This is a genomic window from Acinetobacter sp. CAU_H_78 (assembly GCF_058599365.1).
The window spans coordinates 1505683-1519167 of sequence record NZ_CM178652.1 but is presented as its reverse complement, the minus strand read 5'-3'; the positions used below and the strand labels follow the sequence as shown (position 1 = coordinate 1519167).

The following is a 13485-nucleotide window of genomic DNA, read 5'->3' as shown; positions in this document are numbered from 1 at the left end:
ACCATGCATAAATCTGTCCGTCAATCTATGGCATGGCTACATTCATGGCTAGGTTTAAGTTTTGGCTGGCTCCTCTTCGCGATCTTTTTAACAGGTGCGGTCACTTATTATCGCCATGAAATTACAATGTGGATGCAGCCACAATTCGCCACGATGCAGGTTAACCAGGAAATTGCTTTAAAAACTGCTTATAGCTATTTACAGCAACATGCACCTGATGCACAGAACTGGTATATCGGGGTAGCGAATCAGGATTTACCGGTTAATAAAATTTATTGGCAAACTGCAGAGGGTGCTTATCAACTTAAAACCTTGGATGCTATGACAGGTAAGGAATTAACGCTTTCGGCTACACAGGGCGGAGATTTTTTCTATAACTTTCATTTTCAGCTATATGGCGTACCTTATACCATTGGTCGTCTGATTGTAACCATTGCTGCATTCATCATGTTAATGACCCTGATTTCCGGAATCATTACCCATAAAAAAATTCTGACTGACTTCTTTACCCTGAGAGCTTTTAAAGGACAACGTTCCTATCTGGATTTTCATAATGTCAGTTCCGTCATTGCACTACCGTTCTTTTTAACTATGACTTTTACTGGACTGGCTATTTTCTTTTATATTGTTTTGCCTTCTGGCATGAAGCAGCTATATCCAGAAAATCCATTTCAATATTTTGAAGAAATCCGAACCATAAATGTGTTTGCTCCCTCTGCTGTGCCCATTAAAACGGAGATGTTGCCGATTCAACATTTTATCACTACGGCGCAGCAGCACTGGGGAAAATCAGAATTTGACAATATTACCGTGAAGCAGCCGAATACCCAGCTGGCACAGATTACCTTAACCGAATTGAAAGATCATTCTATTACCCGCAATCAGGCACAACTCGTATTCAATGCGACAACAGGCAAATTGCTTGAAAACACCCGTAATGACAGTGCAATTGCTACCCTGAATGCCGGAGTATATGGTTTGCATATGGCACGTTTTGCTGAACCTGTTTTACGTTTCGCCCTATTTTTCGCAGGCATATTAGGCTGTGCCATGATCGCTTCCGGATTATTGCTCTGGAGCCTGAAACGACAGATGCAGAAAAAATCGGATCGTTTTCACTTTGGACATTATCTGGTGAATCGTCTGAATATCACGATGATAATTGGTTTACCTATTGCCATGCTGGCTTATCTTTATGCAAACCGTTTGATTCCCATTCCTGTAGGCACCACAAATTATGAAATCTATATCTTCTTTAGTATTTGGCTGAGCAGTTTGATCTTGGCCTGTTTAACGCCACAACAGCACTTATGGAAAACGCAGCTTAAAATTCTCATCTGTGCCGCTTTTATGCTTCCACTCATCGACTTATATTATTTATGGTCCCAGCATTATCTGGATTCTTTTGCAAACTATTGGCTGTTTTTGCGTATCGATCTGATGCTCTGGATCTTGGCACTTCTCGGTTACTTCCTACATCAGAAAATTACACCTATCCAGCAAAAAGCCGTTCATAAAATTCAGACCAAGCTTAAAACCGCACAGCAGGAGTCTTCTTCATGATATGGATGGCAATAGTAGGATTGATCTGGATAGCCTGTTTTGGTTTTTATGCCGTGAGTGAAAAACAGATTTTAAAAACCAGACAATCTCGATATTCTTTTCTGGTGAGTTATCCGGTCATCGTTAAATTGATCTCAGGTAGTCTTTTACTGTTGGTATTGTTCCTTTTACGAACTCAATTCAGTAGTAGTATTAGCTTTATCGCACTTTGGGTTTTTATAAGTCCAATCGTATTTATATTTATTCTGAAGATGAATAATTTAAAACAAACAAAAGCATGATTACAGTCTTATGAAAGACTGTGAAAAATAAGATCTAACTAAGCATAGATGAGGCGAGAAAATGATTTTCCCGCCTCATAAATCTTGCTTATATAGATATCTGTTTAGAACATCATTCTTAAACCGATTCCATAACGCCAGCCTTGTTCAGAATCAGATGCGTCCTGCCATGAGGTTTTCTCATTGCCCTTGGAATATTCATAAGCAATGTCAAGATAAGGCATGATCTTCTTATTGATTTCATAACGAGTTTCCAGACCGAATGCCGCATGACTTATTCCAGTCTTTTTGGCATTGACTGCCTTATCCTTTAGAATGAGGTCAACTTCAAAATAAGGCTGCAAAATCAGTTTTTGTGTGAGTAGCAGATCACGTTCTGTTTCTAGCTCAAGCCCGATAAAATCATCTTCACCAAGATACAGATGTGTATTGGTTTCAAAGAAATACGGCGCCAGTCCATGGAATCCAAACACTGCATCTACATGTTCAATATCTTGCCCAGTATTAGGCTGCCCCAAATTTTCCTGATGGTAGCGAAGACCCGCCTGAGCATCCCAGAAATCTGAAATATTCCGGCTATACAGAGCTTGGACTGCATATTCTGTTGCTCTGGATTCCTGCTTGTCAGCTTTGAGTTTAATGAACAGTTTATTTTCATCGGTGCCAATCCGAAGCTCATTCTCGGACTGTAAGCCTCCCTCACCTTCTGAATTTTTGATCCATTTATTGTCCAGTTTGACCCACGTATAAATTTGCCCTCCATGTTCCTTGCGATGATCATGTTCAATGGAATAGGTTGAAGCTGAATCTGGAATTAAATTTTCATTAACTTCCAGTGATACTGAAGTTAAATGATGCTCTGACGATTGGATAGAGTGTTGATGATGCATCGAATGATCAGCATGCTGTTGAGATATATCTTCGGCCAAAACAGCCATATTTCCCAACGCCAATACACTAGCCAAAACCGGCTTCAAACAAAGATTAATGGTGCGCATGAGCATCTCCTTGTTTTTCTGCTGGTTTTGGCATGTGATGATTGGAATGATTTTCCTGCACAGTATCCTGAGTTGAAACGTTATTTTCCTGAACATTCGCTACAATCAGTTTATTCATCATGCCGGCAGTCATGTGATACAGCAGATGACAATGAATCGCCCATTCACCTAGTTCATCTGCAGTCAGCAAAGTCGTAACGGTTTTTCCAGGTGGGACAATCACGGTATGTTTATTCGGCATATCTATTGCAGACTGGCCATTTTCGAGCTGCATGAACATGCCATGTAAATGCATTGGATGTGCCATCATACTGTCATTGATAAATTTCAGCCTGATCCGTTCCCCAAATTTCACTTTGAGCGGCTCTGCTTCATTAAATTTCTTGCCGTTCATGGTCCAGATATACCGTTCCATGGTGCCGCCTAAACGAATCACCAATTCGCTTTCTGCGTCGCGAATATCTTTTTGCGGGGTCAAAGATTTGAGATCGCTATATTGCAAAGCTTTATGCCCTACCGGTGTAGAGGCATTGGCCCAGCCGTAAACTGGTTGCTGCGTAGAAGTTTTGGCATCTTTTTCATGTTGCATATGCCCAGTCATATTTGAGTGATTCACATGATCTATAGCGAATGGAGTATCTGAATGCTCGGTATGATTGTCCTCTCCTTGCTCGATCACTTTGGCCGATGCATGCTGCTTATGCCCCATCGAATGTTCAGTATCTTTTTTGACATTCATGTCATGACTAGCATGATTCTGATGATTCATCTGCTCGTGTTCTTCACCCTGCATGTTGCCATGTCCCATATCTTCCATGGTCAATAAGGCACGAGGACGGGATATAGGTTTATGTATGGCATGATGAACTGGCTTTAATTCATTCTGTAAGCTGCCAATCGCAAAACCGGAACGGTCAATCGATTCAGCTTCAATCTGATAATGTTCCGCAGTGGGTTCCACAATCACATCATAGGTTTCTGCGGCACCAATGCGGAATTCATCGACAACTACAGGTTTGATAGGCTGCCCGTCTGCACTGACGACTGTCATTTTTAACTGTGGAATACGCACATCGAAGAATGACATGGCAGAGGCATTGATAAAACGCAGTCGCACTTTTTCATTCGGTTTAAACTGTCCCATCCAGTTCTGTTCAGGCGTTTTTCCATTCACCAGAAAGGTATAGCCGGTTACATCAGACAGATCAGTTTTCAGCATGCGCATCTGATTCCACATTTTGCGATCATTCCAGGTGGCTTTAAGCCCTTCCCGTTTGATTTGCTGAAAAACATCGCTCAGAGTTTCACGCTGATTTTGATAATACTCGGCAGATTTTTTTAAATTATTCATGATCTGCTGGCCGGACTGCTCATGAAATTCTGAAAGCATGACCACATAATCACGCTCGGTCTGCTCATGTGCAGGAACTTCCACCGGGTTCTTGGGATAGATTACAAAGGCGCCGTAAAGGCCGTCCTGTTCCTGCCCCTTGGAATGGGCATGATACCAGTAGGTTCCACTCTGACGAATTTTAAAGCGATAGACAAATTCCTGATCAGGTGCAATGCCCTGAAAACCGTTAAAACCGGGGACGCCGTCCATCAAACCGGGTAGCAATAAACCATGCCAATGCAGAGAGCTTTCTTTATTCTTTAGCTTGTTTTTGACGCGAATAACAGCTTCATCACCTTCCTCAAATTCCAGTAAAGGTGCAGGAAATTTTCCATTCACTGTAATACGCTGTACGGTTTTACCGGTGAGATTAACAGGTCCTTCTTCAATAACCAGCTGATATTCTTTTACAGCAGCCAATAATGAAGACGAAATCACTAAACTTAAGCCCAATAACAGGCTTTGACTAATTTTAATCGACATAACTTAATCCTTGATTTATTAAAATATAAATAACGAGGATTAAGCTTTAGGTGGGCGCAGAATTTCCTGCCAATACCCGGCAAGGTGCTTGGCTTGATAATTAGAAATAAAAGTAGTTTCTAAGGCATGAATCACAGGGAGATTTAACTTCGAGATTTCCACATCGATCCAGCTACTCAAGTTATGGCAAGAGCTATAAATACAATCCGGACAGTCATCTTTATGGTCATTTAAGTCGGAGTGGCAATCCATGTCCTGACTCATATCATGAGCAGAACCATGCATAGTTTGATGCTGGCTATGTAACTTCTCTATTTCTGCCATTTCCTGACAATGGGAACTCATCTGCTTGGCTGACGTTTCCAGATGCATCGTTTTTGATGAAGCAACAGACATGCTGCTCCAGCCTACGGCGAAGACCATAAGCATCACAAACCAGATCTGTTTAAAGAACTGTCTGAGCACGATGCACCCTGAAAATATAAAAATGAGTTAACCCAAATAGCATAGGGTGGAATATTAAAATTCGCAAACTTTATAAGCGCTTAATTTAAAGATTAATATTTCGTTCTTGATAAATTGATCACTTCTTAAAATAATTTAGCGGCAGCTTCAAATAAGACACACCATTGTCTTCTGGCATTGGAAACTGCCCTCCATTCATATTGATCTGGATGGCAGGCAAAATCAGCTTCGGCATACTTAAACCTGCATCACGCTGCTGACGCATCTGTACAAATTCAGATTTGCTAATCCCTTCACGGATATGAACGTTTTGCTGTTTTTGCTGATGGATCGTCGTTTCACATTGATATTCATGACGTGACTCTGGCAAATAGTCATGACACAGAAATACTCGGGTACTTTCCGGGAGCTGAAACAGCTTTTGAACAGAGTCATATAAAACCGGTGCACTGCCATTTGGAAAATCACAACGAGCCGTGCCATAGTCTGGCATAAACAGTGTATCTCCTACAAAGACGGCGTCACCAATCACATAGCTTAAACAGGCAGGTGTATGGCCTGGTGTAGGAATATTATAAACTTCCAGTTCGCCAATTTTGAAATGCTCACCATCTTCAAACAGATAATCAAAAGGCTGATGCGCATTGATCTGTTTCATGTCCAGATGATATATCTTGCCAAAAGTTTCCTGCACCAGCGCAATTTTCTTACTGATTGCAATCTTGCCACCTAATTGCTGTTTTAGATATGGGGCAGCTGTCAGATGATCAGCATGTACATGAGTTTCCAGAATCCATTCCACGGTCAAACCTTGTGATTTTACATAGGCAATCATCTGATCGGCATGCTCGGTCGATGTGGTGGCAGACGCAGCATCGTAATCCAGCACGCTATCAATAATGGCACATCGGGCAGTTTGAGGATCGCTCACCACATAACTAAAAGTATTGGTATTTTTATCAAAAAATGCTTTGACGTTTGGCTGCTGTGTCATATTTATACTCCTGCCCATTTACGGTGAATCCAGACCCCAAGCAGCATAGCTGCAATAAAATACAAGGCTTGATAATGTCCCAAACCAATCAGGGTAAAACTGGGTGCCGGACAAATGCCTGCAATTCCCCAACCGATACCAAATAATAAACTACCCGACAGCAGTTTAGGGTCAATCTTTTGATTCTTTGGTAAATCAATGGGTTCATTAAATAAAGTGGTCGGATTTGGATTATGTTTAGCTTTCTGGAAAGGAATAAAAGCCACCAGAATTGCCCCCATCATGACAAAGGCAAGGCTCGCATCCCAATCCCCAAACAGATCCAGAAAATCCAGAACTTTTTCAGGATTAGACATACCTGAGAGCATCAAGCCGACTGAAAACAGGCCACCAAATAGAAAAGCGAATAGATTTTTCATTTAGATAGCTCCAACCAGATGACGAACCACATAAACCGTGATAAATCCCGCCAGCATAAAAGACCCGGTCGCAACAAAGGAGCGATTTGACAGACGACTAATTCCACAGATGCCATGCCCACTGGTACAACCTGAACCTAAACGTGTACCAAAACCGACCAGCAAACCGCCAATGACCATCATCCATGGGCTGGCATTCAGCTCAATTTCTGGCTGAAACAAAACGCCGTAGATAAATGGAACTATAAATAGTCCTGCTAAAAACCAGACCGCAGGAGTTTTGAAGATCGTCTTTCGATTGAGTACCTGCCCAACCAACCCACTCACGCCCGCAATGCGGCCATTGACATACAGATAGCCGACCACTGAAAGACCAAGCAGTAATCCACCGAGAAACGCTGCCAAAAAGTCATGCATGAGCATATCCCACTTACAATATATAATTTTATAATATATAATTAAAAATATTAATCAAGACAGTTTTTGAATATTGCGTGACTAATACAGGTTTTTATATGACAGCAGATGAATCTCAGACACGTATTGATTTTTCTCAGGCTCATGTGGTGAGCGAACGCTTAAAAGTGTTGTCGAATTCTGACCGTCTGAAAATTCTATGTGCATTGGTCGATAATGAAATGAATGTGCAACAGATTGAGCTACAAACTGATATTCACCAACCTACTCTTTCGCAACAACTTACGGTACTGCGAAAAACCGAAATGGTCAGCACACGTCGTGAAGGCAAGCAGATTTTCTATCAGCTTTCCGATCCCAAAGTACTCACCCTGATGCAAACCTTATATCAGCTTTATTGCAAGGCTTAAGTGATAAGAAAACTCTTCATTTATCCATAATTGCAGAATACAAATTCTTAAAATATTTAAAGATTAAGTATTTTCAGGAATATCTGCTGGAGCTGTTCTGGTATCACTTTGAATCAGGCCGTCAACTAACTTGATGGTGCGATCACAACTAACAGACAAGCGCGGATCATGAGTCACCAATAAAATGGCACAGCCCTGTTCCTTATTTACTTTACGGAACAGTTCAAAGACTTCAGATGCGGTTTGGGTATCCAGGTTCCCGGTCGGTTCATCGGCCAGTAACAAGGCTGGTTCTGTAATGAGTGCTCGAGCAATTGCAACGCGTTGCTGTTGCCCACCGGAAAGCTCATTCGGTTTTCGATGTGCATATTTTTCCAGTCCGACTGCAGCCAGCAGTTCATGGGCACGATCTAGAGCTTTTTGATCTGGCTTGCCATGTGCCATCATTAATGGCATTAGGACATTGTCTAATGCATTAAAAGCTTGAATCAGATGGTGAAACTGAAATACAAAACCAATACTGCTGCCGCGTAATGCGGTACGTGCAGCGTCATCCATACGGCTGGTGGGTTGACCAAGCAGATACAGTTCACCGCTAGTTGGCTGATCCAGTAGACCCAGAATATTCAACAGCGTACTTTTACCTGAGCCTGAAGGGCCAATCAGTGCTGCAAAGTCATTACGTTCAATACACAAATCAATGCCATGCAGAACTTCAACCTCATTGGGCTGACCAATATTATAGGATTTACGTAGTGCTTCCAGCCGCAGAACCTCATTCGATAAATCAGACATGACGAATTGCCTCCACAGGATCCAGTGCTGCCGCACGACGGGATGGTATAGCCGCTGCCACTACACCAGTCAATGTGGCCAGCAATAAAGCCAGCACTAGCAGATTGATTGAAATTGGGATATAGAACAAACTTGGGCCAAATTCATTAAAGATCCAGACCAGTAAATAACTGGCTGCACTGCCGATAATAGACCCCAACAAGCCAAAAATTGCGCCTTGAAACAGGAAAACGCGCAGGATTTGTCTTTGTGTAGCCCCTGTTGCCCTTAAGATGCCAATTTCACGAGTCCGTTGTACGACACTAACTGACAAGACGCTGGCGATACCAAAAGCGACGGAGATGGCCACAAAGATAATAATCATATTGGTTGAAAGGCTTTGCGTTGAGATGGCATTCATTAACTGACCATTGGTTTTAATCCAGCTTTCTGCCTGTAATGAAGTCAAACGCCCGACCTGCGTTGCAATATTTTCTGCTTCAAAAATATCTTCTACCGTCAGGTCGATTACAGTGATCCCACCTGGCAGGCTGAGTAAAGACTGTGCCTGTTTTAAATCCATATAGACATAGCGCGAATCCAGTTCACGTACCCCGAGTTCAAAAATCCCGGCAATATTTACGACAGTACTAAGGCAAAGTAGCTCTGATTACAGGTGGTGACAGCGGGATTGGTCGCTCTGTATCAGTATTGTTTGCCCGCGAAGGTGCTGATATTGCCATTTGCTATCTGGATGAAGACCGGGATGCGCTTGATACCAAAAAAATGGTTGAAGCAGAAGGACGCCGTTGCCTGCTGATTCAATGCGATTTACAGCATCCTGATGAAATCAAAAAAATCGCCTATTTATTGGTGAGTTTCGCTCAACATTTAGGGAAAACAGGTTGGACAGTTCAACGTTTACTCAGAATAATTCAAGTGAATTTGTTTGAAAGAAGAACTTTAAAAGCTTTATTTTCACCCGATAAAATACCCATAAAACAAGAGGAAGCTCATTTGAGCTTCCTCTTGTGAAAAATTGTGGGACAGCAATGATCTTTCGATTCCTTTTTTATTTTGACTATGTCATTCCTTAACAGGCTTTGGCATCCGGCTGCACGGTTTTAGGCAACTCACGACGTAGAATTTTGCCAACTGCGGATTTCGGCAATCCAGACACAAACTCAATATATTTTGGCAGCTTATAACTGGTCAGTTGTAGTCTCAGATAGGTCATGACTTCATTCTCGGTCAGACTGTCATCCTGTTTTACAATAAAGGCTTTTGGGACTTGTCCAGATTTTTCATCATCCACCCCAATGACGGCACATTCCAGTACTTTAGGATGTTTGGATAAAACGCCTTCCAACTCATTTGGATAGACATTAAAGCCCGAGACCAGAATCATGTCTTTTTTACGGTCCAGAATGGTGATATAACCCTGCTCATCCATACAACCGATATCACCTGTCAGGAAAAAACCATCTTTAGTAAATACCTGTGCTGTTGCTTCCGGTTGCTTCCAGTAACCTTTCATCACCTGAGGGCCGCGAATAGCAATTTCTCCAGCTTGATGAAGTGCTACAGGTTTTCCTTCATCATCCAGAATCTGAATTTCTGTTCCTGCCAATGGCAAGCCAATACTACCGCTAAAGCGCTTGCTTAAAGGCGGGTTAAATGTTGCTGTTGGTGAGGTTTCAGAAAGACCGTAGCCTTCATAGATATGACAGCCTGTGACTTCGTACCATAATTCTGCCGTGTTTTTTAAAACAGATGCACCACCGCCTGTCGTGGTTTTTAGGCGTGAGTGATCGAGCTCGCGGAAACGTGGATGATGAGCCGATGCATTAAACATGGTATTCACGCCCGGAAACACCGTCGGAGGATGCTTATGATATTGATCTACCAGTGCATCCAGATCTCTTGGATTTGGAATCAGCACATTGGCAAAACCGCGACTTAGTCCATAACTGAACAGGCAGATGGTAAAACCATAAATGTGATACAGCGGCAAGGCACAAAACACATATTCATCTTCAGTCGCATAGCGGTCCCCAAAATGGCTGATGAACACTGTACTGTTCTGGGCGATATTAAATAAGATATTGCGATGACTGAGCTCAGCACCTTTGGAAACACCTGTAGTTCCACCGGTATATTGCAGAATAACGGTATCTTCCTGCTGCTGTACAGGGGCTTCAAAATCAATCACCTGTACCTGGTCAATGGCCTGCTTAAAGTCAGAAAACTGTTTTTCTGGATATTGCGCCGTTTGGCTATAAATTGATATCGGCTGATCCTGAATGAAATCAAGTGGATGGGTAGAAATCACATATTTCAGCGCAGGACATTCATCTAATTGATTCAATTGCTCCAAAGTTGAACCCAGAATAATCAAGGCCTCTGCCCCTGAATCCTGTACTTGATGATACAGCTCGCGTTGGGTATACATCGGGTTTACATTGACCAGAATATAACCCGCACGAATAATCGCAAAAGTCGCAATTGGATATTGAATAATATTCGGTAACATCACCGCGATTCGGCTACCGGACGCCAAGCCTAGATTCTGTAGGTAAGTAGCCAGCTTCTGGCTATAAACATCAATCTCCTGATAGCTGAACTTTCGATCCAGATAAAAGAAAGCAGTCTTATCTTTGAACTTAAGTAGATTCTCAGCAATTGTCGTGCTCAAAGTTTTATCAGGGTCAGGCCGGGTAAATTCCGGATTGACGTTCCATTTTTTATATTCTTCCATCCATGGCTGGCTGTTCATGACAACACTCCTTTCTTTTAATTTGATTCTATTTTGTATGTTGAAACTCTGAAGTTCCGATTATTCCTGATTGATCTTTACACCACTTTCTGCTGCATTGCTTCGATGTACTGGTAGTGATAACCGCTGCGAATAAAATGCTGGTTTTTGTCTCTGAATGAATGCGCATAATCTGGCCAGACCAAAGTCAGCTTGCGACTCAGCGGGTCCAGATACCAGCTTTTACAGCTTTCTGATAACCAGACACTGCCTTGGGAAAGTTGCTGTAGTTCTTGCATATAGTGATTTTCAGCGTTCTGATCGGCTTCAAAGACCTGAATCTGTTCTTGTTCAAAAAACCGCAAGGCATCCAGTACCAAATCAAACTGGGTCTCCAAGAAATAAAGCGCTGAGTTATGCCCACTTCCGGTATTTGGACCATTCAGAATAAACAGGTTTGGAAAATTATGCACTGTCGTAGATTGATAACCCTGCATCCCACTAGACCATTGCTGCTCCAAGCTTAGGCCATGTTTACCCACCACCTTTGCGGCATAAGGTGGGCGTGCTGCTTCAAACCCGGTAGCAAAGACAATGATATCTGCAGGAAATTCATTGCCTGATTTGCTGATTACACCGTCTTTCGTAATTTCAGCCAAAGCTGAATCTTCAAGCGTGACATTCGGTTTTAGAAAAGTCGGATAATAATCATTGGACAGCAATAAACGCTTGCAGCCCGGTTCATAATTCGGTGTGAGTTTCTGCTGTAATTCAGGATCTGAAATCTGATGTTTTAAAAATTGCAGACAATTTTTCTTGACCCGCTCGATCTGGCTTTTCAGATTACGGCGCTGGGCAAAATTGTATTCATTACCCCAGAACAAGGAATGTCTTAACGCTGACATGCTGTCCGGATCTTTGCGGAAGAGCTGTTTTTCTGACTCAGAATAAGGTCGGTCTGGTCGCGGCAAAATATACGGTGCACTGCGTTGCAATACGGTCAGACTTTTTGCTGTTTTGGCAATTTCCGGTACAAGCTGAATAGCAGAAGCCCCTGAACCTACGACAACGACGCGCTGATTATCCAGATTAACTTCGTGATTCCAGCGTGCAGAATGCATCACCTGACCTTGGAATTCTTCTAGTCCCGGAATTTGTGGGAGATGTTCATCTGCCAGATGCCCAGTAGCGGTAATTAAAAATTCCGCTTCATAAACACCTTTAGAGGTCTGAATATTCCAGCTACGTTTTTCGGTATTCCAGCTGGCTTTTTCCAGTTGTGTATGAAAATCAATATGTGGCCGGATATTTTCCTGATCACAGCATTGAATCAAATAGCGCTGAATTTCTGCCCCTTGCGGAAAGACACGTGACCAATTGGGATTTTTAATGAAAGAGAAAGAATATAAATGTGACGGTACATCACAGGCGACGCCGGGATAGGTGTTATCACGCCATGTTCCCCCTACTTCTGCTGCACGTTCAATGATTTTAAAATCGTGAATGCCCTGCTGTTTAAGACGGATCGCCATGCCTAATCCACCGAAACCGCTGCCTACAATTAAAATCTTGCTGCGCTGTCCTTGAGCTTGCATTATTTTTCTCCTTTTTTAAGGCATCATGGGCTGGATTTTTTGATTCGCCGGATACTGCTCTGGATGCTGGCTAAACAGGTTGATCAATTGCACCACTTCCGCTGGTGCTTCAATATGAATCGCATGTCCCGAAGAAATTTCGATATAACGACTATTCTGAATCGAAGCAAACAGTAATTTGGCTTGGGCTAATGGCACCATACGATCTTCACGACAGGCCACGATCAAGGTCTCAGCAGAGATGTCCGGCAAAATGGCGGTGATATCAATGCAATAATTCAGTTCACGCTGTTTGGCTGCATCTTGAGAAGGTTTTACAAAGCGTGCCAGATCGAGCACTTGTTTTTCAGTTCGAGCAGACAGGTAATCATCGCTATACAGGCAATAATTGACAAAATGTGGTAAGGTTGCGGATTGATCGTTAAATAGCTGTTGCCAGATCGTGGTTCGTAGTTGTTGCACCGAACTGGTTTTTGCCCAACCTGCTAACAGAATCAAACGTGCCACGCGTTGTTTAAGACTCGCGGCTACTTGTGCAGCAATCACAGCACCAAGTGAATAACCCACCACAGTAATTGCTTCATCTTCTGCAACTGCATGCTGGATCAGTGCTTCAACTTGTTGACTAAAATCAGTCACTGCCAGATCGGCTTTATCTGGAGTATGCAAATCAAGCGATAAAACCCGCTGATGGATACCGAGCATGGGGAAAATATAGCTGAAATGTTTGTCGGTATTTCCACCCGTACCATGGATCAGAATGATGGTGGGATATGAGGATTTCTGTCCGACTTCATGATAAGTCAGTTGTTGATCACCATAAGGACATTGTCGCGTAATCGTGTCTAAATCCATATAGACTCCTGATCTTGTTGTTTTATGGCCGATGCAATACTAAAAAGTACCCATCGATATCGAGTTTTGTGCAGGATAAAAAA

General features: G+C 42.5%; 13 protein-coding genes and 3 pseudogenes. 5 read left to right on the top strand and 11 right to left on the bottom strand.

All coding sequences use genetic code 11. The features are described from left to right. The first annotated feature begins 3 nt into the window (after positions 1-3). Both AC4MCD_RS07400 and AC4MCD_RS07395 read left to right on the top strand, forming a co-directional pair. Positions 4-1563, top strand: a complete 1560-nt coding sequence (locus tag AC4MCD_RS07400; protein ID WP_491875827.1) for a PepSY-associated TM helix domain-containing protein — start codon at positions 4-6, stop codon at positions 1561-1563. Then, positions 1560-1844: a hypothetical protein gene (locus AC4MCD_RS07395; RefSeq protein ID WP_491875826.1), complete on the top strand. Its 285-nt coding sequence runs from the start codon at positions 1560-1562 to the stop codon at positions 1842-1844. Before AC4MCD_RS07400 ends, AC4MCD_RS07395 begins: the two co-directional genes overlap by 4 nt. Before the next feature lie 104 nt (positions 1845-1948). Here AC4MCD_RS07395 and AC4MCD_RS07390 read toward each other — a convergent pair whose 3' ends face one another. The 6 genes from AC4MCD_RS07390 to AC4MCD_RS07365 all read right to left on the bottom strand — a co-directional run bounded on the left by AC4MCD_RS07390 (position 1949) and on the right by AC4MCD_RS07365 (position 7013). Next, entirely contained in the window at positions 1949-2842 is an 894-nt protein-coding gene (locus AC4MCD_RS07390) for a copper resistance protein B (RefSeq protein WP_491875825.1), read from the bottom strand. Beyond that, complete coding sequence (locus tag AC4MCD_RS07385) at positions 2829-4718, bottom strand: copper resistance system multicopper oxidase (RefSeq protein ID WP_419364274.1); 1890 nt, start codon at positions 4716-4718, stop codon at positions 2829-2831. Before AC4MCD_RS07385 ends, AC4MCD_RS07390 begins: the two co-directional genes overlap by 14 nt. Positions 4719-4757: 39 nt before the next feature. Beyond that, positions 4758-5183, bottom strand: coding sequence for a hypothetical protein (locus AC4MCD_RS07380; protein ID WP_419364276.1), 426 nt, complete (start codon positions 5181-5183; stop codon positions 4758-4760). A 118-nt stretch (positions 5184-5301) separates the two neighbouring features. Next, entirely contained in the window at positions 5302-6177 is an 876-nt protein-coding gene (locus AC4MCD_RS07375; protein WP_419364278.1) for an MBL fold metallo-hydrolase, read from the bottom strand. A 2-nt stretch (positions 6178-6179) separates the two neighbouring features. Next, positions 6180-6596 carry a DUF6691 family protein gene (locus AC4MCD_RS07370; RefSeq protein ID WP_419364280.1) on the bottom strand — a complete coding sequence of 139 codons (417 nt, stop codon included), beginning with the start codon at positions 6594-6596 and terminating at the stop codon, positions 6180-6182. Beyond that, on the bottom strand, positions 6597-7013 hold the full coding sequence (locus AC4MCD_RS07365; RefSeq protein ID WP_491875824.1) for a YeeE/YedE family protein: 417 nt from the start codon (positions 7011-7013) through the stop codon (positions 6597-6599). Between the two features lie 98 nt (positions 7014-7111). Between AC4MCD_RS07365 and AC4MCD_RS07360 the strand changes: the two genes are divergently transcribed. Beyond that, complete coding sequence (locus AC4MCD_RS07360) at positions 7112-7423, top strand: metalloregulator ArsR/SmtB family transcription factor (RefSeq protein ID WP_491876818.1); 312 nt, start codon at positions 7112-7114, stop codon at positions 7421-7423. Between the two features lie 63 nt (positions 7424-7486). Here AC4MCD_RS07360 and AC4MCD_RS07355 read toward each other — a convergent pair whose 3' ends face one another. After that, positions 7487-8218: an ABC transporter ATP-binding protein gene (locus AC4MCD_RS07355; protein WP_491876817.1), complete on the bottom strand. Its 732-nt coding sequence runs from the start codon at positions 8216-8218 to the stop codon at positions 7487-7489. After that, positions 8211-8849 (bottom strand): annotated as a pseudogene (locus AC4MCD_RS07350) (ABC transporter permease); the annotation flags it as partial. The pseudogene AC4MCD_RS07350 and the gene AC4MCD_RS07355, both read right to left, overlap by 8 nt. Positions 8850-8851: 2 nt before the next feature. Between AC4MCD_RS07350 and AC4MCD_RS07345 the strand changes: the two are divergent. Then, positions 8852-9058, top strand: a pseudogene (locus AC4MCD_RS07345) (SDR family NAD(P)-dependent oxidoreductase); the annotation flags it as partial. Then, a pseudogene (locus tag AC4MCD_RS07340) lies at positions 9047-9232 on the top strand (IS4 family transposase); the annotation flags it as partial. The pseudogenes AC4MCD_RS07345 and AC4MCD_RS07340, both read left to right, overlap by 12 nt. A gap of 58 nt (positions 9233-9290) precedes the next feature. Here AC4MCD_RS07340 and AC4MCD_RS07335 read toward each other — a convergent pair. From AC4MCD_RS07335 to AC4MCD_RS07325, 3 genes are all read right to left on the bottom strand, one after another. Further along, on the bottom strand, positions 9291-10973 hold the full coding sequence (locus AC4MCD_RS07335; RefSeq protein ID WP_491876816.1) for an AMP-binding protein: 1683 nt from the start codon (positions 10971-10973) through the stop codon (positions 9291-9293). Between the two features lie 77 nt (positions 10974-11050). After that, positions 11051-12547, bottom strand: a complete 1497-nt coding sequence (locus AC4MCD_RS07330; protein WP_491876815.1) for a flavin-containing monooxygenase — start codon at positions 12545-12547, stop codon at positions 11051-11053. A gap of 15 nt (positions 12548-12562) precedes the next feature. Beyond that, positions 12563-13402 (bottom strand): alpha/beta fold hydrolase, encoded by an 840-nt coding sequence (locus tag AC4MCD_RS07325; RefSeq protein WP_491876814.1) that lies wholly within the window; start codon positions 13400-13402, stop codon positions 12563-12565. Positions 13403-13485 lie beyond the last annotated feature (83 nt).